This is a genomic window from Polaromonas sp. P4_F4, assembly GCF_056401355.1.
The window spans coordinates 50,340-72,627 of record NZ_JBFUJO010000011.1 but is presented as its reverse complement, the minus strand read 5'-3'; the positions used below and the strand labels follow the sequence as shown (position 1 = coordinate 72,627).

Here is a 22,288-nt window from a genome sequence, read left to right as displayed (position 1 = left end):
TGTTCTTTACACCCTCACCGCGGGGTACAGGGGCGGCAAACCTGTGCCGCGCACGGCGCCCTTAGGGGGCCAGACGTAGTCGTCCGACCCCGGTGCAAACACCGCCGCAAAAGCCGGTGCGCTGTGGCGGGTGGGCACGCTGGGCTCCAGCCTTTCCGCCAAAAACGCGTATTTGGCACCTTGCAGTGCAAACTCAGCCAGGTTTTGCGGGTGTGGCCGGTAGGATTGTCTGTCGCGGCGGACGATGTGTCCTGGGCTGACACACCCGCACCTGGAGCCACACGCCGGACTCGCCTTGGCAATTCCTCACGCCGTTGGTGCGGCCTGCAACTCGAATGAGATCTTGTACGCTACCTCCCATGTCTTGGCGAAAACTCCGTTTCTCTGCGGTGAAGCATTGACCCCACCGATCACTCCTTCACGGAGCCCGTCATCCCCGAGACGTAATACTCGACGAAGAATGAGTAGATGAATGCGACCGGCAGCGACCCGAACAGCGCGCCCGCCATCAGCGAGCCCCAGTGGTACACATCGCCTTCGACCAGCTCGGTGACCACGCCTACCGGCAACGTCTTGATCTCGCTCGACGAGACGAAGGTCAGCGCGTAAATGAACTCGTTCCATGACAGCGTGAACGCGAAGATGCCGGCCGAGATCAAGCCCGGCACCGCGAGCGGCAACACGATCTTGACGAGGATCTGCCAGCGTGTCGCACCGTCGATCAGCGCGCACTCCTCCAGCTCGAACGGGATGGTCCTGAAGTAGCCCATCAGCAGCCAGGTGCAGAACGGGATCAGGAAGGTCGGGTAGGTCAGGATCAGCGCCAGCCGCGTATCGAACAGGCCGAGCTGAAACACCACCGAAGCCAGCGGAATGAACAGGATCGACGGTGGAACCAGGTACGCCAGGAAGATGGCCAGCCCCACATGCCTGGCGCCCGAAAAACGCAGCCGCTCGATCGCGTAGGCGGCCAGCACCGACGCGGCGAGCGAGAAAAAGGTGGAGACGACCGAGACGAGCACCGTGTTCCACATCCACTGCGGGTAGGCGGTGTCGAACAGCAGCTTCTTCACGTGTGCGAGCGTGGGCGCCACGATCCAGAACGGGTTGCCGTCGCGCGAGAGCAGCTCGTTGTTGGGCTTGAACGCGGTGATGCCCATCCAGTAAAACGGGAACAGCAGCACGAACAGAAAAATGCACAGCGGCAGGTAGACCCTGACCAGCTTGCGCGGCGTGGAGTCGAGAAAGCTCATCCCGACCGTGTCGGTGCTCGTGTCCTGGCTCATTTGTCGGCCCCGCCCTGTTGCCACGCGCGGCGCTGCAGGCCGAAGTAGCTGAACATGATGGCGGCCAGCAAGAACGGCACCATCGCGATCGAGATCGCCGCGCCCTCGCCGAGCGCGCCGCCCGAGATCGCGCGCTGGAACGACAGCGTGGCCATCAGGTGGGTAGCGTTGAGCGGGCCGCCGCGCGTGATCACGTAGATCAGCTGGAAGTCGGTGAAGGTGAACAGCACCGAGAAGGTCATCACCACCGCGATGATGGGCGTCAGCAGCGGCAGCGTGACGTGGCGGAACTGCTGCCACGGCGTGGCGCCGTCGATCGCCGACGCCTCGTAGTACGACGGCGAGATCGTCTGCAGGCCCGCCAGCAGCGTGATCGCGACGAAGGGAACGCCGCGCCACACGTTGGCCGCGATCACCGAGAAGCGCGCGTTCCACGGGCTGCCGAGGAAGTCGATGTACTTGTCGATCACGCCCATCTTCACCAGCACCCAGCTGATGATGGAAAACTGCGCGTCGAACAACCACCAGAAGGCGATCGCCGACAAAGCCGTCGGCACGATGTAGGGCAGCAGGATCACGGCCCGGAAGAAGGACTTGAAACGGATGTTCTTGTTCAGCAGCAGCGCCAGCCACAAGCCGAGAAAGAACTTCGCCACGCTCGCAATGGTTGTGTAGAACAGCGTATTGAACAGCGCCAGTTGCGTGACGCTGTCGGTGGCCAGGAAGACGTAGTTCTCGATGCCGATCCACTCGCCAGGCCGGCCGACCTTGGCGTCGGTGAATCCGAGCCACACGCCCAGCCCGAGCGGATACGTCAGGAACAGCAGCAGCAGCACCGCAGCGGGCAACATGAAGATGAGCCCGAGCGCGTTGCGACTGTTCTGAAGTTTCTCAAGCATCGGTGGTAGTCCAGCGTGCGCGACCGGCGATGCGCAAGCATCGCGGCGCCAGGTTGAACGTCACGCCCGCCGTCCAGGCGGCGTGACGATCAAACGCAGCGAGATAGTGCCGCACCAAAGGTGTCGGCACTATCAGACTTTGTAATAACGTTCGGCGCGCTTCTGCGCCCGTTCCGCCGCTTCCTTCGGCGTCTTCGATCCGCTCGCTGCTTCGGCCACCATGTTGACGACGATGAAGTCGGCGGCGGCACCCGCCGACGCGTAACCGAGCTTGCCGGCGTAGCCTGCCGGGCGCAGGTTCTTCACGCAATCGCGGTACGGAGTGTGCTTCGGGTCCGAGGTCCAGATCGCCGACTTCGTGTACGCCGCCAGCGGCGGGGCGATGTAGCCGCCGGCCGCCGTGAGCCATGGGTCGAACTGTTCCTGCTCCATCATGAAGCGCAGGAACTCCTTTGCGGCCTGCGGGTACTTGGTGTACTTCATGATCATCTGGTTGAAGAACAGGTGCGACTCGGTCGGCACCCCCACCGGGCCGATCGGGTACTGGGCGTGGTAGACGTCTTCCTTGAGATCCTTGACCTTCTGGTCGGTCGCGTTCTTGGTCGCGTAGTAGATCGAGATGCCGTTGTTGGTCAGGCTGATCTGGCTGTCGAGGAAGGCCTTGTTGTTGTTCGGGTCAAGCCACGACAGCGTGCCGGGAACGAAGTTCGCGTACATCTCCTTCCCGTACTCGAGCGCCTTGATGGTTTCGGGGCTGTCGATCACGACCTTGTTGTCCTTGTCGACCAGCTTGCCGCCATGCGACCAGATCAGCCAGTTGGTCCACAGGCCGTCGCCGGTGGCGTTGCCGAGTGCCATGCCGGCCGGCGTGCCCTTGGCGTGCAGCGCCTTGAGCAGGCTCAGGAAAGCGGTCGTGTCTTTCGGGAAGCTGTCGAAGCCGGCCGCCTTCACATGGCTCTGGCGGTAGACCAGCATCGCGCCGGCGGCACCGAGTGCCACGCCGATCCACTTCTTGCCGTCGGGCCGCAGGTAGGCCTCGCAGGCCGGATACCAGCCGCCGTACTTCTTTCCGAGGTAGGTGCACAGGTCGGTCACGTCGAGCAGCTTCTCGGGGTACAGGTTCGCGTCGTCGTTGGTCGACAGGATGATGTCGGGCCCGGCGCCGGTGTTTGCGGCCACGGCGGCCTTGGGCCGCACATCTTCCCAGCCTTCGTTGTCGACCCGCACCTCGATACCGGTCTTCTCGGTGAACTTCTTGACGTTGACCATGTAGGCGTCGATGTCGCCCTGCACGAAGCGACTCCAGCGCAGCACGCGCAGCTTGGCACCCTTCTCGGGTTTGTAGGTGAGCGCCTGCGCATGCACTGCGGGCGCCCAGACGGCGGCACCGGTGCCGATCGTGGCCGCGGCGGCGACGCCGGCCGAGCCTTCGAGGAATTTTCTGCGATTGAACGGGTTCATCGTGAGTCTCCTTCCGTGATAAGTCGAGTGTTGAGGCGGGGAAAAGGCATCGAGCGCAGTCAGGCTGCGAGGCGCTGGCCGGTGCTCGCATCGAACAGGTGCGCGCGTTGCGGGTCGGGCAGCAGATGGATGGTGCTGCCAGGTGCGAAGTCGTGTCGCTCGCGGAACACCGCCGAGAGGTCCACGCCCCCGTGTCGGCAGGCGATGAAGGTGTCCATCCCGGTGGGCTCCATCACGACCACATGGGCCGGAATGCCGCCGGCGTCAGCGAGCGTCAAATGCTCGGGCCGGGTGCCGAAGATCACCGGCTGGCCGTCCGCGCCGCCCGAGCGCGGCGGTGCGTCGAGCTGGGTGCCGTCACCCAGCTCGATGCGCGCGCTGCCGCCGGCGCGCTTCAGCGTGCCGGGCAGGAAGTTCATCGCCGGTGAGCCGATGAAGCCGGCGACGAACTGGTTGGCCGGATGGTCATACAGATCCAACGGGCTGCCGGTCTGCTCGATGCGACCGTCGCGCATCACGACAATCTTGTCGCCCATCGTCATCGCCTCGATCTGGTCGTGAGTGACGTAGATCGAGGTGGTCTTCAGGCGCAGGTGCAGTTCCTTGATCTCGCTGCGCATTGCGACACGCAGCTTGGCGTCGAGATTCGAGAGCGGTTCATCGAACAGGAACACCTGCGGATCGCGCACGATCGCGCGCCCCATCGCGACGCGTTGCCGTTGGCCGCCCGACAGCTGGCGCGGGTAGCGATCCAGCAGCGCACCGAGCGCCAGGATCTCGGCGGCGCGTGCGACCTTGCTGGCGACCGTGGCCTTGTCCTGCTTGGCCAGTTCGAGCGAGAACGCCATGTTCTCGCGCACCGTCATGTGCGGGTACAGCGCGTAGTTCTGGAACACCATCGCGATATCGCGCGCCTTCGGCGGTAAGTCGTTGACGCGCTTGTCGCCAATGCGGATCTCGCCGCCGCTGATTTGTTCCAGCCCGGCAATCATGCGCAGCAGCGTCGACTTGCCGCAGCCCGAGGGGCCGACCAGCACAGTAAACGAACCGTCCTGGATCTCGATGTCCACGCCATGAAGGATGGGGACTTCGCCGAAGTTCTTCTTGACTGCCCTGATCGTGACACCGGCCATACACAGCGTTCCTGAAGGTTCCGGGCAAGAGCCGCCCCTGTCGTGTTGTGCCCGCGCCGCACACGGCGAACTCACAATGCCGTGTCAGTATCAGCATCGCCCGCCGCGCCCACCATTGGGGCTAACCACTAGGACGCGCGCCGGGCTGGAACTGAGAGCAAAATAGGACTCTACCCCATACAGAACCTGCTTAATAAGCTATTAAAATAATAGCAAACTAACCACCGACCTCCACCGCAAGATCGCTCCCCAAGCCACCGGCAATCAACCTGAACTCCTCCCGAGCCGCTTCCAGATCATCGACGATTTCCTGGGCAATCACGTCGGGCGGCGGCAGGTTGTCGCTGTCGACCAGACTGTCGTCCTTGAGCCAGAAAATGTCCAGGCTGGCCGACCAGTTTTCACAACCGATCAGGTCCACCACCAGGCGGCGCAGCTTGGCCGGGTCCTGAAACTTGTGAGGAACAGCAGGTAAGTGAGCTGCTCGACCTAGTCGTCATAGCTCATGCCGTCGTCGCGCAGCACGTTGCAGTAGTTCCAGGGTTTCTGGACAATGATGGCGGAGTTCATGGCTTGGGTATCTCTGTGTCCATCAGGCCGCGCAGCAACGCATTTAGCCAGGCAAGTGCGCGGTCCGGGTCGGTGGAATTCATCTCGTTGGGCAAGAGGCCCGGCTTGCCAGTGTCCGTTTGCGGCAGCAGCACATGGGTCACTTGATCAAGACCATGTTTATCGAGCATGCGGCGAATATCGTGGCCCAGCATGGGTGGACCGGCAAGCTCGTAGTCAAAATCATCGTCCTGTGTCCAGCCAACAAATTCATCCCAGAGTCGTGACTCATTGCCGGCAATCAGGTAGTGGCGCAGGATCATCTGCAGATCGTGTGCATCCTTGCGCGGGGAGGCGTAGTGCCGGTCTTGCCAGCAAACAATTTTGAGCAAGGCGAGCGCGGGAAGCGACACCACTCGCGTCCGCACATTGCCTGGCAACAAGACGACGTGCGCAGTTGCCAGTGCCTCACGAAAACCAAACACGTCCATGGCGAACTCGTGACGTGGTGGCCAGGCAATCTTTCGTTCAGGGGATTCAACCCCGCCGAACGGTACCAGATCGACCGGCCAGCCGCTGTGATGCCGCAGCCGATGCGCCGCCGTAGTTGAACCCGCAAATGCGCCGCTTGCGATCAGACGCTCATGCAAAACTGCAAAAGCTGCCCAGTCCGGCACGGCCAATGCGAAGTCGATATCTTCTGTTTGACGCTGTATGTTGATGCCGTGCCCGTATTGCAGATGCAGGTCGCGCGCAAAGGCGCCAGCAATGAGCGGCGCAATGCTCATGGCCGCTGCGGCTGGCTCCACGTCAGCCACCACCCGGGCGTGCAGGGCCAGCTCAGGCCGCAGGGAGAAGTCGAGCAAGGTGTTCGTCATAAACCAGCTGTGCGGTTTCGATGCAGCGGGCATCGCCTGTTGCGAGTAAATCGGCATACACAAGCACGGGATGCACCGTGTCTGGCCGCGTTGTGGCTGGCATATTTCCCCAGAACGGTTTTCGCCACTCAAGCACACGGTCGCCCGCCTGCGCGCCGCGAACAATTGTCATGCGTTGCTCCACCAGCAGTTTTGGCGGAAGCCTGTCGGCATAAATCGTGAGCACACCCGGCACCAGATAGTCAACCAGCAGATTCGCCGCTGGCTCACCACCCCACAAGGCCTGGGCATCCAGCGGCCACTGTTGCCAGGCGTCAAAGTCTTTCGCAAGATAGGTCGCCTGCAAGGTCTTGGCCCGCAGCCTGCGCGCATAGTTCAGCGCCCATTCGTCAAGCAACCGTTTGGTGGCGTTGAGGCGCCGGTGCTTTGGCAGCACCAGCAAATGGCCAGTCTGCTGCAAGTCGGCCAGCACGGCCGGAATCGCACCCAGCGCTACGCCCGCTGCTGCTGCGATGGCACGGTGTGGCGCGTTGGCAAGCTCAGGGTTGCCAAGCAGCGCAAACATCACCTTCAAGCCCGTCAGGGTGTACGCCTTGCCAGCGTTGGGGGCCAAATTGCTGTCCTGCAACTTGCATCCTGTCACATAGACCAGCAGGCCGGGGCCTTCCAGGTAGGCATTGCCTGCCGTATCCGCAAACTGCTGCTTTTGCCCACGTAGCTTTTCAGCCATGGGCGGCGTGAGGTATTCCGTCACCAGCAAAGGGGCGAGCCCGGTCGCAGCTGCGGCGTGCTGGAGTTGCATGGTTGCCGCCCCATGGGTCGCGGGCGTCAGCCTGCTTTTGGCTTCGACCACATAGTCCATATGTTCTCCGCCCTTGCCAATACGCAGCCATGCATCCGCCAGAAACCGCGTTGTATCCTGGGGCGGATCCACCATGACCACGTCAAGGCCCAACCGCCTTAACTCAGCCGTTGCACGCTCGATTAGAAGTTTGGGATCGCCCATTTGTTCATAATTTAAAGACGTTCACATTTTATGAACGAGAGCGAATTTTAAACAAAATTCCGCTTTTGTTCAATTTAATTAAATGTTCACAAAAAGTGAACGGGCGACTCCAGGTTGACCCCCAATACCACTAACTGGGCCGCTTCCCGAAGCGCGGCGGCCTGCTTGACTGAGGCAGCGCAATCCATCACCCGAGGCCCTGGCAATGAACGCCGACCCGCCTTTACAAACGGGTAACCAAACCCCCAGAACCAAGTCGACGCTGGGGGGTCATACCTACAACTGAGTGAAAACCAAGGGTTAGCACGGGTTAGCCTTATGCTATCGGCGGCATTGAACCTATTGCTTAGCACTCTCTCTAATGGAGTGCTAATATTTCGTCCTAGAAAAGGAGTTCGACTGTGTCACATGCTCTGTCCCCCCAGGCCCTGACGGGCGCCCTTGCGGTTTCCGCGCCCCGCGCCGGTGCCGTGGCTGCCGTCAATCCCTGGTCGCTGGTTCCCCCGCTGGGCAATCTGGACGCCTACATTTCGGCGGTCAACCGTCTGCCCATGCTCACCCTGGAGCAGGAGCAGGAATTTGCCAAAAAACTCAAAGAACACAACGATCTTGAGGCCGCTGGTAAGTTAGTGCTCTCTCACTTGCGCCTGGTGGTGTCGATTTCCCGCAAGTACCTGGGTTACGGGCTGCCGCATGGCGACCTGATCCAGGAGGGCAATATCGGCCTGATGAAGGCAGTCAAGCGCTTTGACCCGGAACAGAACGTGCGGCTGGTGAGCTATGCCATGCACTGGATCAAGGCCGAGATTCACGAGTACATCCTGAAAAACTGGCGCATGGTCAAGGTGGCCACCACCAAGGCCCAGCGCAAGCTGTTCTTCAACCTGCGCTCGATGAAACAGGGTTTCAAGGGCGACGCCGATGTGGCGACGCACCGCGACACGCTGACCGAAGGCCAGATTGACTCGATGGCCAAGACGCTGAACGTCAAGCGCGAGGAAGTCATCGAGATGGAGCAGCGCATGTCGGGCGGCGACGTACTGTTGGACCCGAGCCCCAGCGACGACGGCGAAGACGCTTTTGGACCGATTGCCTACCTGGCCGATGCCACGCAGGAACCGACCGCCCTGATCGAATCACGCCAGCGTGACAACCTGGCCAGTGACGGCATCAGCGCCGCGCTGGAAGAGCTGGATCCGCGTTCGCGCCGCATTGTGGAAGAGCGCTGGCTCAAGGTCAACGATGATGGCTCAGGCGGCATGACCCTGCACGATCTGGCGGACGAGTACCAGGTCAGTGCCGAACGGATTCGCCAGATTGAAGTCTCGGCGATGAAGAAAATGAAAAAGGTGCTGGCGGCTTACGCCTGAGCCAGGGAGTCGCGCACCAAAAGCATGGTGCGCCCTCCCCTGAGTTCCACCTCGGCACGCTAACGTGCAACCAGGCCCGCTCCCCGTAATCAGGTGCGGGCCTTTTTATGGCCGCTGCGCGGCGCTGATCAGGTGTTTTTGAGCAGCAGGCGGATATCGGACGCCAGTGCCTCGGGGCCGCCACCATAGCGGTTGTACAGCCGGATGCGGCCCTTGCCGTCAAAAACGTAGCTGCCCGCGGAATGGTCCATGGTGTAGCTGGCAGGCGTCTTGCCATCGACCTTTTTGTAATAAACCTTGAAGTCCCTGGCGACTTCGGGCAGCTGGGCCATGGTGGGCCGCAGCGCCAGGAAGGTCGGGTCGAAATTGGTCATGTAGGCCTTGAGCAATTCGGCCGTGTCCCGCTCGGGGTCCACCGTGATGAAGATGGCCTGCAGCTTGTCGCCATCGGGGCCCAGCAGCTGCTTGATCTGGGCCAGTTCGGCCATGGAGGTCGGGCACACATCGGGGCATTGGGTGTAGCCAAAAAATACCACCACCACCTTGCCGGCAAAGTCTTTCAGCGTGCGTACCTGGCCGTTATGGTCGGCGAGCGCAAAGCCCTGCGCGTAGTCGGCGCCGGTCAGGTCAATGCTCTTGAACTGGGGCTTGTCGGGCGCGCAGGCCGTCAAGAGGCCTGCCGTGATTGCCAGCAAGCCGGTACCGGCGATGGTTTGAAGGGCGAGCCGGCGGCTGGGTGGCAGGGTGACAGGTTTCATACGAGGTAATGGTCCAGCAGCAGGGCTGCGAATAACACCGAGAGATGGATCAATGAAAAGCGGAAGGTCTTGCGCGCCAGTGCGTCGGAGTAGCTGCGCCACAGGCGCCAGCCATGCCAGCTGAAGCCCACGCTGAGCACGACCGCCACCACGAGATAGAGCCAGCCGCTCATCTTGAAAACAAAGGGCATGAGGCAGGCGGCAAACAGCACCAACGTGTACAAAAACACCTGCAGCCGCGTGAACTCGTTGCCATGCGTGACGGGCAGCATGGGCAGGCCGGACTTGCGGTAGTCCTCGACGCGGTACAGCGCCAGCGCCCAGAAGTGCGGGGGGGTCCAGAGGAAAATGATCAGGAAGAGGATGAGCGCTTCCGGGCCCACGGTGCCCGTCATGGCCGCCCAGCCCAGCACCGGCGGCATGGCACCCGAGGCGCCCCCGATCACGATGTTTTGCGGTGTGAGCGGCTTGAGGATCACGGTGTAGACCACCGCATAGCCGACAAAGGTGGCAAAAGTCAGCCACATGGTGAGCGGATTGACCCACACATACAGAATCACCGAGCCCGCAGCGCACAGGGCTGCGGAGAAGGCCAGGGTCAGGGGGTTGCTGAGTTCGCCCTTGGCCGTGGGGCGCCAGGCCGTGCGCCGCATTTTGGCGTCAATCCGCTGCTCGACCAGGCAGTTGAAGGCCGCAGCCGCCCCCGCCACCAGCCATATGCCGGCACAGGCGATCAGTGCCAGCCTCAGCTCGGGCCAGGTCGGGACATGGGGGACGGCCAGCACCATGCCGATTAGCGCGCAAAACACAATGAGCTGCACCACGCGTGGCTTGGTCAGCGCGTAGAACTGGGCGAACCTGGATGGTGTGCGGGAATGGGGGGCCGAAGCGGCAGGGTTGCTGGGGTTCATGCGGACAATCTCGAAGCTTTCCATTTTGACGCATGGACGGGGCTGGGGATGCTGCGGCTGGAAAAAACGATGCCGGTCAGCACCACCACCAGCGCCGCGGCGCCGCCGGTGTGCGCCACCGCAGCCACCAGCGGCCAGCCCAGCACGACGTTGCTCAGGCCTGTGGCCACCTGCAGCAGGGTGAGGCCGCCCAGCCAGCGCGCGTCGGGACGCAGGGTGGGCACGCGGTAAAGCCTGGCGGCCAGCAGCATCAGCGCGGCAAACACCGCATAGGCGGCCAGACGGTGCACGTAATGGATGGCGGTGAGTGCCTGAAAGCTGATATTGCCGCCATCATGGCCGGCGCCCAGTTCGCGCCACAGCGTAAAGCCCTGGCTGAAATCCATCGCCGGCCACAGCGAGCTCTGGCAACTCGGAAAGTCGGTGCAGGCAAGCACCGCGTAGTTGGTGCTGACCCAGCCCCCCAGGGCAATCTGCAGCCACAGCAAGGCGAACGCGGCAAAGACAAAAAGCCGGGTGCCCGCGCTCAGCTCGGCGATCAGGGAGGACCCCTGCGCCTGCGCATAACGCACCGACTGCGCGCGCAGCAGCCCCAGCAAAATCAGGCCGCCGAGCAGGTGCAGTGTGACGATGGCTGGAAACAGTTTCATCGTGACGGTGAGCGCACCGAACGCGCCTTGCAGACAGACCCACAGCAATGTCACCGTGGGCCAGCCTGGCGAGATGTGTGCCCGCTCGCGTTCCAGCCAGCTGACGACGGTGAGCGTGAGGATCAGCACGCCCACGCCCGTGGCCAGGTAACGGTGAACCATTTCTATCCACGCCTTGGAATGCGTGACCGGGCCCGTGGGCATGGCGCTCTGCGCGGCCTCGATATGCACCTGCGCACCGACCGGGCTGGCACTGCCGTAGCAGCCCGGCCAATCAGGGCAACCCAGGCCGGAATCTGTCAGCCGGGTGAAGGCGCCAAAAATCACCAGGTCGAAGGTCAGAAACAGGGTGACCAGTGTCAGCACGCGCAGGCGCCGGGTAACCGGTGCATGCTTGTGGTGCAACCAGACCCAGGCCAACGGGCCGAGCGCCACGGCCAGCCCCATGATCATCAGGCGCAGGGCCGGACTCAGGTCGTAGAGGTTTTGTGCAGCCATGTTTAAAGAGAGCCAGCCATCGCCATGCGCGATAGAGTTCTAAGCCAGCAAACGCCGTGAGTAATCGCAGAGGTTCTAAACCAGCAGGGGCCGCGGAACCGGCTCCGCCGGGCCGCAGGCGCAGCGCCCCCTCGGGGGGCAGAGAGCCACACGCAGTGGGCGAACGTGGGGGCCATACTCACCTGCCTTCCTTGTCCCAGCTGCCGGAGGCGCGCAGCAAACGTTCCAGGTCACGCTTGGCTTTGGCCGCAGCCGCCACGTCCATGTCCGCCGGAAAGCGCATCATCCAGTTGCCCAGCGGATCGACGAGGTAAAGATGATCCTGCAGGCGCTGGCCCGCGGCGGGTTCCAGCCACTTCGCCAATTCCTGCGGCGCCACACGCAGCACGGTGGACGCGGCCAGCGCAGGCCGCAGGGCCTCGCGCACGGCCGCCTCGTCGTTGACCAGCCAGACACGGTCCAGCCGCTCTTTTTCCTTGCCCAGCGATTCGCGCAGCTGCCGCTGGAAATACAGGTTGCTCTCGCAGCGCGTGTCGCAGGCTCCACCCGCGACCGTGATCAGCAGCCACTGGTCCTTCAGGGCCGGCAACTCGCCCTTCTGTCCGTCCAGGGCCTGCGTGGCGATGGGCGGCAGCGGCCGCTGCGGATCGATCAGTTCGCCAAAATTGCGGCGACCCTCAGGCCGGATCACATAGTAGGTGAGATAGGACGCGATCACCGGAGCGGCGCACACCAGCAGCACCGCCAGCATTTTCCAGCGGCCGGCAACGGTACCGGGGGCCCGCGCGTGCGATGCGTCCAGCATCGGCATCGCGTGCACCGTCAGGCCCAGCGGCTGGTCTTGCGCTGCGGACGCCGCAGGGGTGGCGGCGTGTGGTGAGGAATATTCGGATTTGTCGTTTGTCACGGCGTTTGTCACGGCAGTTGGGCGCGGCGTTGGGCGCGTAAGGGATGAATCACTTGAAACCAGACATAAAGGATGACCACCAGCCCGCACAGCGCAAACCACTGGAAAGCGTAGCCGTAGTGTTTTTCCACCCCCAGGTTGGGTGCCGCCCATTCGCGCAGCAAACCCTCACTGGGTACACCGGTCTGCAGCAACGCGACACCGGGCAGCGGCAGACCGGTTTCAGCGCGAAAAGCATCCAGATCCAGATTTTGCCGGATGCGGCCCACATCCTCGCCCTTGAACTCGTAAAGCTTGGACGGTGGCGGGGCAATGCGGCCCTCCACGGTCACCAGTCCCGCCGGCGTCGAGACTTCCGGCAGCCGCGTGCGGCGGGTGAAATCGCGCGGCACCCAGCCACGCTGCACCAGCACCACCTGGCTGCTGCCTTGCAATGCCAGCGGCGTCAGCACCCAGAAGCCGGTTTTGCCACCCATGGGACGGTTGTCCAGGTAAATCGTATGCGCAGGCAGCCACGTCCCTTGAATCGATACCCGCCGGTGCATTTCATTGGCTATCTCTTTAGCAGCACCAAATGCCCGGTTATCCAGGGGGGGCAGGCTGTTTTTTGCTTCAATGGACGCGTGGAGCGCTTCTTTCTGGGCAGCGCGGCGCAACTGCCACTGGCCCAGGGAAAAGGTCACCCCCGCCGCCAGCAGCGCCGCCAGCGTGAGCAGCCAGAAGCGGGGCGAGTGCAAAGCGGAAGTCATGGGCAGATAATCCGGGTCATGACTTATCTTGTTGCACTGGCATTTATCGCCATCATCGCCAGCCTTGGCTCCGCGCTCTTTTTCATGCTCAAGGACGGCACCGACGGCAAGCGCAAAACCAGCAACATGGCGCGCGCCCTGGCGTTCCGTGTCGGGTTTTCGGTCTTGCTGTTTGTGTGCATTCTGATCGCGTGGAAACTGGGCTACATACAACCTACCGGCATACCGGTCGGCAAATAAAACTTGGCGCTCAAAAACAAAGGCCGCATTCAGCGGCCTTTGTTTTTACTTGGTTGTGATTGTCGCATCTACCGCACCTTCCGCAGCCGGCCAGAGGACGTCACGTACTTCACGTTCCGTGCGGCCCCCGAAGGGCCCGCACACCACCCTCTGAAAGTGGCGCCTTACAGCCAGTAAACGAGGATGTAGAGGCCCAGCCAGACCACGTCCACAAAGTGCCAGTACCAGGCGGCGCCTTCGAAGCCGAAATGCTTCTCGGGGGTGAAATGGCCTTTTTGCAGGCGCAGGGTGATGAACAGCAGCATCAGCATGCCGACAAACACGTGAAAGCCGTGAAAACCGGTCAGCATGTAAAAGGTGGAGCCATACACGCCCGATGTGAGTTTGAGGTTCAACTCGGAATAGGCGTGCGCGTACTCGTAGCCCTGGACACACAGGAACACGATACCCAGCAGTACGGTCATCCACATGAAGGCAATGGTCCGGCCGCGAAGGTTGTCACGCAGGGCGTGGTGGGCAATGGTCAGCGTCACACCCGAGCTCAGCAGCAGCGCGGTGTTGATGGTGGGCAACCAGAACGGCGTCATGGTGGTGAACGGCTCGATGATGTCGGCAGGCGAAGCGGTGGCGCCGGCTGCAATGCTGGGCCAGACAGCCTTGAAGTCAGGCCACAGCAGCGCGTTGTCCAGGCTGCCGAGGGCCGGCACGGAATGCGCGCGGGCCCACCAGAGCGCCGTGAAGAAGGCACCGAAGAACATCACTTCGGAAAAAATGAACCAGCTCATGCTCCAGCGGAATGACAGGTCGATCTTGCGGCCGTACAGACCGCTTTCACTTTCGGCAATGGCGTCACGGAACCACTGGAAAAGGGTGCCAAGCCACCACACCAGGCCGAAGGCTACCGACCAGGCGCCCCAACCTGCGCCATTGACCCACTGGCTGGCGCCAAGGATCACAAAAAACAGGCCAATGGACGCCATTACCGGATGCCGGGAAGGGCTGGGCACAAAGTAGTGGGGGGTTCCCGCATGGGTTGCTGATGACATCGCTCGACTCCTGTTCTCTCGAATTTCCAATAATTTTCTGATTCAAAACCGTGAAGGCTTGCTGCGCGCCAAGGCCCTAGCGCGCAACCACCCAGTTCACCAGCAGCACCAAGGCCGCCACAAATACAAAAACACCCACCAGGCCCACCACAATGATGTGGACAGGGCTCAAATTCTTGATGTCCTCTTCATAGTCACCGCGCGCCCGCAAGCCCACAAAAGACCACGCGACCGCTTTGGCCGTGCGCCAGATGGATTTTTTCGAAGAACCGGCGGCCATGCTCATGCACCAGCCCGCACGCCGGGTACCGCCGCAGCCGTGGCTGCGCCGGAGGTAGCGGGCGCAGCGGGCGTCTTGCCGCCTACTTCGAAAAAGGTGTACGACAGCGTGATGGTGCTGACGTCCCTGGACAACTTGGGATCGATCACGAAAGCCACAGGCCACTGCTTCTTCTCGCCGGGCGCCAGCGTGTACTGGCTAAAGCAGAAACACTCCAGCTTGTTGAAATGAGCGGCCGCCTGGGCCGGGGCATAGCTGGGAATGGCCTGGGCCGACATGGTGCGGTCCTGCACATTCTGAAACTCGTACATCACCGTGGTCAATTCACCAGGGTGCACCTGCAGCGTGTTCTGGGCCGGCTTGAAATGCCAGGGGCCACGCGAGTTGGCATCAAACTCCACCGTGATGGTCCGGGTGCGGTCCACCTGCGTGTTGGCCGGCAGCTGCGATGTGGCACCGGGAATTTGCCGGTCAGACAGGGCCAGCACATTGATGCCGGTCATCTCGCAAATGGCCTTGTAGATGGGCACCAGCGCATAGCCGAAAGCGAACATGCCGAGCACGATAACGCCCAGCTTGCCCACCATCTTGAAATTCTCGCTCTTGAGCCGCATCAAAGTTGTGCCTGTTGACTAGCGTTGACTGGCTCAGTGGCCGAGAAAAATCATTTTGGCCATGAAACCCGCAAAAAAGACGAGCGCAACCGAAGCCAGGATCAGTGCCAGCCGCAAATTGCTTTTCTTTTGGTCAGGTGTCATCGTGCGCTATCGGGTTATCGGGTGGTTCAACCAATCACGCGGGTTGCCGTGGCATCCAGCTTGGGAGGGGTTTCAAAGGTGTGAAAAGGTGCTGGCGACGGGACTTCCCACTCCAGACCTTCAGCGCCCTTGCCACCTTCGTCAACCCAGGGGTTCTGCCTGGCGGGGGCACCCTGGCCGCGCATCGTGGGCACCACAATGAACAGGAAGAAGTACACCTGTGCCACACCGAAGAAGAAGGCACCGACAGAGGCAATCGCGTTGAAGTCGGCAAACTGCATCGGGTAGTCGGCATAGCGGCGCGGCATGCCAGCCAGACCCAGGAAGTGCATCGGGAAGAACGTCACGTTGAAGGAAATCAGCGACCACCAGAAGTGAATCTTGCCACGGGTTTCGTTGTACATCACACCAGTCCACTTGGGTGACCAGTAGTAGTAACCGGCAAACAGGGCATACAGCGAGCCTGCCACCAGCACGTAGTGGAAGTGGGCCACCACGTAATACGTGTCCTGCAACTGGGTGTCAATCGGTGCGACCGACAAAATCACACCTGTCAGGCCACCGATGGTGAACACGAAGATGAAACCCACGGCAAACAGCATGGGCGTCTCGAACGTCATCGAGCCCTTCCACATGGTGGCGATCCAGTTGAACACCTTCACGCCGGTGGGCACCGCGATCAGCATGGTCGAGTACATGAAGAACAGCTGGCCGGTCACAGGCATGCCGGTGGTGAACATGTGGTGCGCCCACACGACAAAACTCAGGATCGCGATGGAGCCGGTGGCATACACCATCGACGCGTAGCCGAACAGGCGCTTGCGCGAGAACGCGGGAATGATCTGGCTGATGATGCCGAAAGCCGGCAAGATCATGATGTAGACCTCGGGGTGGCCGAAGAACCAGAAGATATGCTGGTACATCACCGGGTCACCGCCGCCGGCGGGGTTGAAGAAGCTGGTGCCAAAGTGGCGATCCGTCAGCGTCATGGTGATGGCGCCGGCCAGCACAGGCATCACGGCGATCAGCAGGTAGGCGGTGATCAGCCAGGTCCAGCAGAACATCGGCATCTTCATCAAGGTCATGCCGGGTGCGCGCATGTTCAAAATGGTCACGATGATGTTGATCGAGCCCATGATGGACGAAGCGCCCAGAATGTGCATCGCAAAAATACCGGCGTCCATGGACGGGCCCATCTGCAGCGTCAGCGGCGCGTAGAGCGTCCAGCCAGCAGCGGGAGCACCGCCCGGCATGAAGAACGAGGTGGCCAGCATCAGGCCGGCAGGAATCATCAGCCAGAAGCTGAAATTGTTCATGCGGGCAAATGCCATGTCGGCCGCACCGATTTGCAGCGGAATCATCCAGTTCGCGAAGCCCACGAAGGCCGGCATGATGGCGCCGAACACCATGATCAGGCCGTGCATGGTGGTGAGCTGGTTGAACAGCTCAGGGTTCACCAGCTGCAGGCCGGGCTGGAACAGTTCAGCGCGAATCAACAGGGCCAGCACGCCACCGAACATCAGCATGAAAAAGCTGAACAGCAGGTACAGCGTGCCAATGTCCTTGTGGTTGGTCGCGAATACCCAGCGACGCCAGCCCGTCGGGGCATGGTGGTCGTGGTCATCATGCGCGTGGTCGTGATGGTCTAGAACTGCACTCATCTTGGCTTCCTTTGGTGGCTTGTGCCTGTAGCTTTTGTCTTTACGGCTGACGAAATGGTCTTGCGGTATCGGGATATCGGGCGGGGCGAATTGCCCGCCTTACTTGCGTGCGGCTTGAAGCTGCGCAGGCTGTACCAAACGGCCGGTCTGGTTGGACCAGTTGTTCTTGGTGTAAGTGATCACCGCAGCCAGGTCGGTATCGCTGAGCGCCTTCCACGACGGCATCGCACCGCTGGCGGCGCCGTTCAGCACTACCTGGATCTGCTTGTTGTGGTCCGCATCCAGCACAATGGCAGAGCCGTCCAGCGGCTTGATCGGGCCTGCGCCCTTGCCGTTGGCCTGGTGGCAGGCTGCGCAGTTGGCCGCATACACCTTTTCGCCGCGGGCCTTGAGGTCCACCAGCGTCCAGACCTTGGTCGGATCATCCGCCTTGGCTGCCGCTTCCTTTGCCTTGACCGCCACCCAGGCGGTGTAGTCCTGGGCGGACACCACTTTCACGTGGATGGGCATGTAGGCGTGCTCTTTGCCGCACAACTCGGCGCACTGACCATAGTAGTCACCGATTTTTTCGGCACGAAACCAGGTGTCGCGCACAAAGCCGGGAATCGCATCCTGCTTGATGCCGAATGCGGGCACCATGAAGGCATGAATCACGTCACTGGCCGTGGTGATGATGCGGATTTTCTTGTTGACCGGCACGACCAGCGGGTTGTCCACCTTGAGCAGGTAGTTGTCGGGCGCTTCACCGGCTTTCGGGCCACCCCGGTCCGACATTTCGCGGTGCGTGTTGTCGAGCGTGGAAACAAAACCGATGCCCTCGCCCTCGCCCTTGATGTAGTCGTAACCCCACTTCCACTGGATGCCCGTGGCCTTGATGGTGACGTCGGCGCTGGTCGTGTCTTTCTGGGCGACCAGCACTTTGGTGGCTGGCAAGGCCATGGCGATCACGATGACGAAAGGCACGATGGTCCAGGCGATTTCAACCGCGGTGGACTCATGGAAATTGGACGCCTTGTGGCCCACCGATTTGCGGTGCTTCCAGATGGAATAGAACATCACACCGAACACCGCGACAAAAATCACGAGACAGATGATCATCATGAACCAGTGCAGCCAGTTCTGCTCTTCGGCGATTTTGGTGACTGCAGGATGCAAGTTGAGCTGGTTGACAGCCGGACCACCGGGCAGGTCATTGACGGCGTGGGCGGCGGTGCCGACCCATGCAGCCGCAGAGGCCAGAATTGCGCCCGCATGCTGCATGCCAAGCCGTGTCATTTTGCTCATGGTGTTGCTTACGTTCATCGTGATCACTTTTATTGCTTCCATTACTCACCGAACTATCCGACCAAATTAACCGGCTGATTATAAAGTTAGCGGCAGGTCACCCTGCCGCAACTGAACTGACCCAGACTTTCAGCACACACACATGCACATGCACATGCACATGCTCAACAGGTTCGCAGCGCGCAGCGTATCTCGCGAGCCAGCGCTGGGCGCAACTCAGGCCGCACATGCCGCCCCACCCGCACCGACCGCCCCTGCCCGGATACCTCGATCAGCGAACCATCTCCATCCTTGGGCTCGACCCGAACCCACTCACGATTGAACTCGGCCCGTTGCGTACGCCCTGCCGTTTCCAGTTCAACCACCAAGCGCTCACCCTGCAGGACGATTTTTTCACCGTCGGTCGCATGGCGCGCATACGCCAGAAAGGCCGCCCCCACCGCCAACAACTCCAGCCACGCGAAGGGCATGACCAGCGTGGCGCCCTGTGCCCAGAAAAATGCTGCGATACCCAGCGATACCACGCACAGCGACACATAAAGCCATCCGAGTTGAGCCGGCGTGACGGAACAGTGACGCTTGAGAAGCCACTGCACGGCCTCCTGGCCGTGACTGCCCTGCGCGGGCAAGGTGGCGAAACGAAACGCTGGTGTTGGCTGCAGCACGTGGCAACCCCCAAAAAACTGCAACCAATACGCCGCATTGGCCGCATGAGGCTCGGGAACATACCCAAAATTCAGTTTGGATTGTAGCCGGGTTTAACCCCCTGTTACTCCGGCAAAACCGCTCGCCCCACGCTTGTTGAAGGGCCGGCCCACGGGGAAGACGGGACTTTGACGGGCCCGGCCGGAACGGCGTCTGACAAGGGCTGAACGGTATCGGGCGTCACCGCCAACTTCCATGGAAATCAATGAAAAATCCCGCCGCCGGACTACCGCCGACCGCAAGGCGTCACGCCGCAGCTCAGGAATGCAGCCGCTGCCCGTGCAGGATGTTGCGCATGTCTTCCACCGACACCGCACTGAGCGCGCTGACCTTGATTTTGGGTGGCGCCTTCAGCGCGTGACCATAAATGACTTCGAACGTGAGCGACAGCCGGCCATCTTCGCTGCGGACCAGGTGCCGCGCCAGCGCCTGCTCCAGGCGCGCTTTCCAGGCCCGCCCGCGCAAGGCCGGAAAGCGGGCAGGATGGAAGTTGCGACCCAGTTCGGCCAACTCCTGCAAGAGACGCGCCGGGGTCTCATAGGTCAGGGTAATGCGCTCCATATCCATCACCGGTTCGGCAAAACCGGTTTGCACCAGCATGTCGCCCCAATCGTGCATGTCGGTCAAGTCATGTCCTGCGGGCGGCCAGCCCAGCTGTGTGTAGACCTCGCGCAACTCCCGTGCGGTGTCGGGCCCGAGGCAGGAAAACATCAAAAAACCGCTGACTTTCAAAGCCTGGTGCCACTGGGCCAACAGGGCTTGCGGGTCGGCCGCCTCATGCAGCGCCATATTGGCCCACAACATATCCACGCTGGCCGGTGGTGGCGTTTCAAAGCGCGGGCGGGCGGCGCCCCATTGCTTCGGGTTCCACCATGGTGACGCTATCTTTTTCATAGCTACTTGCGACCGATCCATGCTGGCTTCCGCCACATAACAGATTGAACCCGGATAGGTTTTTGCCAGCTGGGCGTGGGCCTGCAGGCCGCCGCGCAAAGCGCCCCAATGCGCCCAGGCCTCGGGCTGCAGCTTGATCCACTGCAGCCTGTCCTGCATGCGGCGGGCCACCTCCTCATGCAGCCACGGCGAGGCCAGCGGCGCCGTGCGCTGCCAGCGGCTGACGGCAAGCGGATCGAGTGTGGGCGGTCGCTGGGTGGTGGTCATTGGTGAGATGATGCAGTGCGCAGAAAGGTACGCGAGTATATTGACACGGTGTACACACGCCCGCCTGCCTCCCGTTTATTTCCCCGTTTATCGCTGCCACCGTTGCCCGGCCTGGTCAGCCGGTGCGCGGTCTGCCGCAGCTGGCCGGCACGCCAGGTGTGCCAGCCCTGCCTGGCGCGTTTTGCGCCGTTGCAGCATCGCTGTGCCAGTTGCGCGCTGGCACTGCCAGCCGACCTGTCCATGGGCCTGAGAAGTGGTCCCGGCCTGTGTGGCAGCTGCGTGCGCCAGCGCCCCCCGCTCGATCGGGCGCTGGCCGCGGTGCCTTACGCCTACCCCTGGTCGACACTGATTGCCGGCTACAAATTTGGCGAGCAGCCCGGCTGGGCTGCCTTCTTTGCGCACATGCTGCTCCAGACGCCCGGCGTGCTGCAGGCATTGGGCGACCTGCAGGCCAGCGACTGGATTGTTCCGGTTCCGCTGTCGACAACGCGGCTGCAGACGCGCGGGTTCAACCAGGCCTGGGAGCTGGCCAGCGCTCTGGCCCGGCAATCGCGGACCATCGGCCGGGCCGACGCGCGCTTGCTGCTGCGCGTCAAACACACGCGTCCGCAAAGCGAATTGAAGCGCGAGGCGCGGCTGGCGAATGTCGAGGGCGCCTTTCTGGTCGATCCGCTGCGCGTGGGCGAGCTGGAAGGCCGGCGCGTGGTGCTGGTGGATGACGTGATGACCAGCGGCGCCTCGCTCTTCACCGCGGCCCGCGCCTTGCGCAAAGCTGGCGCCGCCCACATCACCGCGGTGGTGTTGGCACGCACGGAGTAATGGCCCCCACGTTCGCTCACTGCGTGTAGCTCTCTGCCCCCCGAGGGGGCCGCTGCGCCTGCGGTCTGGCAAAGCCAGTCCCGCGGCCCCTGCTGGGATTAAGAGCCCCCACGTTCACTCGCTGCGTGTAGCTCTCTGCCCCCGAGGGGCGCATTTTTCCTGGGGGCGGCCCTGCGGAAAAACCTCGGCCCCCACGTTGGCTCACTGCATGTCGTACCCGGCTAGCAACGACAATCGAGCCATGTTCAATATTGTTCTCGTCGAGCCCGAAATCCCGCCCAATACCGGCAATGTGATTCGCCTGGTGGCCAATACCGGCTGCCGTCTTCACCTGGTGGAGCCGCTCGGCTTTTCGATGGACGACAAGCACATGCGGCGCGCCGGGCTGGACTACCACGAGTACGCCCAGGTGCTGCGCCATGCGAGCTGGCAGGCGCTGCTGGATAGCGAGCAACCACCCGCCTCACGGCTCTTCGCCCTGACGACGCAAGGCGCCGGCAGCGTGTACGACATGCGTTTCCTGCCGGGCGACTGGCTGGTGTTTGGCGCTGAAACCCGGGGCCTGGCGCCCGAAGTACGGGAATCCTTTCCGCTGGCACAGCGCCTGAAGGTTCCCATGCGGCCCGGCCAGCGCAGCCTCAACCTGTCCAACACCGTGGCGGTCACGGTGTTTGAGGCGTGGCGGCAAAACGGGTTTGCCGGGGCACAGAGTCCTGCTTCCGGCGGACAAGGCGAGTTGGCCCGCAACTGACCGGCTTTGAATTGAGCGGCTTTTGCTTGTGAATTGAGACGCTTTTGAGGCGCACCCCCAGCCGCCACCCTTCAGGGGTAGCGCCGCACCAGCGATTCGGCCACGCACACCGGCTTGTCCGAGCCTTCCCGTTCCACCGTCACCTCCCAGGTCATCTGCATGCCGGCGTTGTCGATCGGCTCGGCCGCCAGCAGCTTCATGCGGGCACGCAGGCGGCTGCCCACGGGCACCGGAGCCGTGAAACGAACCTTGTTCAGGCCGTAATTCACGCCCATGCGCGAGCCAATGACCTCGAACGATGACTCAAAAAACCGCGGCAGCAGCGATAGCGTCAGGAACCCATGCGCGATGGGTCCGCCGAAGGGGCCGGCCGCAGCCTTTTCGGGGTCAACGTGGATCCACTGGTGGTCGCCCGTGGCCTCGGCAAACAGGTTGACCTGCTGCTGCGTGATGGTGAGCCACTCGCTGACAGCGACTTCCTGGCCGGTACAGGCCGCCAGTTCGGACAGGGTTTGAAAGGTCTTCATG

Annotated in this window: 26 protein-coding genes; 4 read left to right on the top strand and 22 right to left on the bottom strand. The window is 62.1% G+C overall.

Going from position 1 to position 22,288, the window contains the following annotated elements; genetic code table 11:
• Window positions 1-6: 6 nt before the first annotated feature.
• From AC1DUR_RS13450 to AC1DUR_RS13415, 8 genes are all read right to left on the bottom strand, one after another.
• Complete coding sequence (locus AC1DUR_RS13450; protein WP_477719474.1) at window positions 7-138, bottom strand: hypothetical protein; 132 nt, start codon at window positions 136-138, stop codon at window positions 7-9.
• A gap of 272 nt (window positions 139-410) precedes the next feature.
• Entirely contained in the window at window positions 411-1,286 is an 876-nt protein-coding gene (locus AC1DUR_RS13445; protein WP_477719473.1) for a carbohydrate ABC transporter permease, read from the bottom strand.
• Window positions 1,283-2,185: a carbohydrate ABC transporter permease gene (locus AC1DUR_RS13440; RefSeq protein ID WP_477719472.1), complete on the bottom strand. Its 903-nt coding sequence runs from the start codon at window positions 2,183-2,185 to the stop codon at window positions 1,283-1,285. The genes AC1DUR_RS13445 and AC1DUR_RS13440 overlap by 4 nt, the downstream gene beginning before the upstream one ends.
• Window positions 2,186-2,317: 132 nt before the next feature.
• Entirely contained in the window at window positions 2,318-3,646 is a 1,329-nt protein-coding gene (locus tag AC1DUR_RS13435) for an ABC transporter substrate-binding protein (RefSeq protein WP_477719471.1), read from the bottom strand.
• Between the two features lie 59 nt (window positions 3,647-3,705).
• Window positions 3,706-4,779 carry an ABC transporter ATP-binding protein gene (locus AC1DUR_RS13430; RefSeq protein WP_477719470.1) on the bottom strand — a complete coding sequence of 358 codons (1,074 nt, stop codon included), beginning with the start codon at window positions 4,777-4,779 and terminating at the stop codon, window positions 3,706-3,708.
• Between the two features lie 217 nt (window positions 4,780-4,996).
• Window positions 4,997-5,203, bottom strand: coding sequence for a hypothetical protein (locus AC1DUR_RS13425; RefSeq protein ID WP_477721665.1), 207 nt, complete (start codon window positions 5,201-5,203; stop codon window positions 4,997-4,999).
• Window positions 5,204-5,345: 142 nt separating this feature from the next.
• On the bottom strand, window positions 5,346-6,206 hold the full coding sequence (locus tag AC1DUR_RS13420; RefSeq protein ID WP_477719468.1) for a nucleotidyl transferase AbiEii/AbiGii toxin family protein: 861 nt from the start codon (window positions 6,204-6,206) through the stop codon (window positions 5,346-5,348).
• Window positions 6,169-7,143 carry a type IV toxin-antitoxin system AbiEi family antitoxin gene (locus AC1DUR_RS13415; RefSeq protein ID WP_477719467.1) on the bottom strand — a complete coding sequence of 325 codons (975 nt, stop codon included), beginning with the start codon at window positions 7,141-7,143 and terminating at the stop codon, window positions 6,169-6,171. Before AC1DUR_RS13415 ends, AC1DUR_RS13420 begins: the two co-directional genes overlap by 38 nt.
• 497 nt (window positions 7,144-7,640) lie before the next feature.
• Here AC1DUR_RS13415 and rpoH point away from each other — a divergent pair, with 497 nt between their 5' ends.
• Window positions 7,641-8,582 carry an RNA polymerase sigma factor RpoH gene (gene rpoH, locus AC1DUR_RS13410; protein ID WP_477719545.1) on the top strand — a complete coding sequence of 314 codons (942 nt, stop codon included), beginning with the start codon at window positions 7,641-7,643 and terminating at the stop codon, window positions 8,580-8,582.
• Between the two features lie 128 nt (window positions 8,583-8,710).
• Here the strand turns inward: rpoH and AC1DUR_RS13405 are convergent, their stop codons facing one another.
• From AC1DUR_RS13405 to AC1DUR_RS13385, 5 genes are all read right to left on the bottom strand, one after another.
• Complete coding sequence (locus AC1DUR_RS13405; RefSeq protein ID WP_477719466.1) at window positions 8,711-9,340, bottom strand: SCO family protein; 630 nt, start codon at window positions 9,338-9,340, stop codon at window positions 8,711-8,713.
• Window positions 9,337-10,251: a heme o synthase gene (cyoE, locus tag AC1DUR_RS13400; RefSeq protein ID WP_477719465.1), complete on the bottom strand. Its 915-nt coding sequence runs from the start codon at window positions 10,249-10,251 to the stop codon at window positions 9,337-9,339. The genes AC1DUR_RS13405 and cyoE overlap by 4 nt, the downstream gene beginning before the upstream one ends.
• The gene (locus AC1DUR_RS13395; RefSeq protein WP_477719464.1) at window positions 10,248-11,399 is read right to left on the bottom strand and encodes a COX15/CtaA family protein; all 1,152 of its coding nucleotides are present in this window, start codon (window positions 11,397-11,399) and stop codon (window positions 10,248-10,250) included. The genes cyoE and AC1DUR_RS13395 overlap by 4 nt, the downstream gene beginning before the upstream one ends.
• A 178-nt stretch (window positions 11,400-11,577) precedes the next feature.
• The gene (locus AC1DUR_RS13390; protein WP_477719544.1) at window positions 11,578-12,210 is read right to left on the bottom strand and encodes a hypothetical protein; all 633 of its coding nucleotides are present in this window, start codon (window positions 12,208-12,210) and stop codon (window positions 11,578-11,580) included.
• Window positions 12,211-12,314: 104 nt separating this feature from the next.
• A complete protein-coding gene (locus AC1DUR_RS13385) occupies window positions 12,315-13,055 on the bottom strand; it encodes an SURF1 family protein (RefSeq protein WP_477719463.1) in 741 nt (246 codons plus the stop codon).
• Between the two features lie 18 nt (window positions 13,056-13,073).
• Between AC1DUR_RS13385 and AC1DUR_RS13380 the strand changes: the two genes are divergently transcribed.
• Entirely contained in the window at window positions 13,074-13,295 is a 222-nt protein-coding gene (locus tag AC1DUR_RS13380; RefSeq protein WP_477719462.1) for a twin transmembrane helix small protein, read from the top strand.
• Between the two features lie 164 nt (window positions 13,296-13,459).
• Here the strand turns inward: AC1DUR_RS13380 and AC1DUR_RS13375 are convergent, their stop codons facing one another.
• From AC1DUR_RS13375 to AC1DUR_RS13340, 8 genes are all read right to left on the bottom strand, one after another.
• Entirely contained in the window at window positions 13,460-14,341 is an 882-nt protein-coding gene (locus AC1DUR_RS13375) for a cytochrome c oxidase subunit 3 (RefSeq protein ID WP_477719461.1), read from the bottom strand.
• A gap of 76 nt (window positions 14,342-14,417) precedes the next feature.
• Window positions 14,418-14,627 (bottom strand): DUF2970 domain-containing protein, encoded by a 210-nt coding sequence (locus tag AC1DUR_RS13370; protein WP_477719460.1) that lies wholly within the window; start codon window positions 14,625-14,627, stop codon window positions 14,418-14,420.
• A complete protein-coding gene (locus tag AC1DUR_RS13365; RefSeq protein WP_477719459.1) occupies window positions 14,624-15,235 on the bottom strand; it encodes a cytochrome c oxidase assembly protein in 612 nt (203 codons plus the stop codon). The genes AC1DUR_RS13370 and AC1DUR_RS13365 overlap by 4 nt, the downstream gene beginning before the upstream one ends.
• A 33-nt stretch (window positions 15,236-15,268) precedes the next feature.
• A complete protein-coding gene (locus AC1DUR_RS13360) occupies window positions 15,269-15,379 on the bottom strand; it encodes a cytochrome oxidase small assembly protein (RefSeq protein WP_232291500.1) in 111 nt (36 codons plus the stop codon).
• A gap of 26 nt (window positions 15,380-15,405) precedes the next feature.
• Complete coding sequence (ctaD, locus tag AC1DUR_RS13355) at window positions 15,406-17,040, bottom strand: cytochrome c oxidase subunit I (protein WP_477719458.1); 1,635 nt, start codon at window positions 17,038-17,040, stop codon at window positions 15,406-15,408.
• A 99-nt stretch (window positions 17,041-17,139) separates the two neighbouring features.
• Window positions 17,140-18,324 (bottom strand): cytochrome c oxidase subunit II, encoded by a 1,185-nt coding sequence (coxB, locus tag AC1DUR_RS13350; RefSeq protein WP_477721664.1) that lies wholly within the window; start codon window positions 18,322-18,324, stop codon window positions 17,140-17,142.
• A gap of 164 nt (window positions 18,325-18,488) precedes the next feature.
• Window positions 18,489-18,989, bottom strand: a complete 501-nt coding sequence (locus AC1DUR_RS13345; protein WP_477719456.1) for a DUF2244 domain-containing protein — start codon at window positions 18,987-18,989, stop codon at window positions 18,489-18,491.
• 298 nt (window positions 18,990-19,287) lie between these two features.
• Entirely contained in the window at window positions 19,288-20,190 is a 903-nt protein-coding gene (locus AC1DUR_RS13340; RefSeq protein ID WP_477719455.1) for a methyltransferase domain-containing protein, read from the bottom strand.
• 240 nt (window positions 20,191-20,430) lie between these two features.
• Here AC1DUR_RS13340 and AC1DUR_RS13335 point away from each other — a divergent pair, with 240 nt between their 5' ends.
• Together AC1DUR_RS13335 and trmL are read left to right on the top strand one after the other, a co-directional pair.
• Complete coding sequence (locus tag AC1DUR_RS13335; protein WP_477721663.1) at window positions 20,431-21,009, top strand: ComF family protein; 579 nt, start codon at window positions 20,431-20,433, stop codon at window positions 21,007-21,009.
• Between the two features lie 241 nt (window positions 21,010-21,250).
• Entirely contained in the window at window positions 21,251-21,760 is a 510-nt protein-coding gene (gene trmL, locus AC1DUR_RS13330) for a tRNA (uridine(34)/cytosine(34)/5-carboxymethylaminomethyluridine(34)-2'-O)-methyltransferase TrmL (protein WP_477719453.1), read from the top strand.
• A gap of 71 nt (window positions 21,761-21,831) precedes the next feature.
• On the opposite strand, the gene AC1DUR_RS13325 is transcribed toward trmL, so the two are convergent.
• Window positions 21,832-22,287 carry a MaoC family dehydratase gene (locus tag AC1DUR_RS13325; RefSeq protein ID WP_477719452.1) on the bottom strand — a complete coding sequence of 152 codons (456 nt, stop codon included), beginning with the start codon at window positions 22,285-22,287 and terminating at the stop codon, window positions 21,832-21,834.
• Window position 22,288 lies beyond the last annotated feature (1 nt).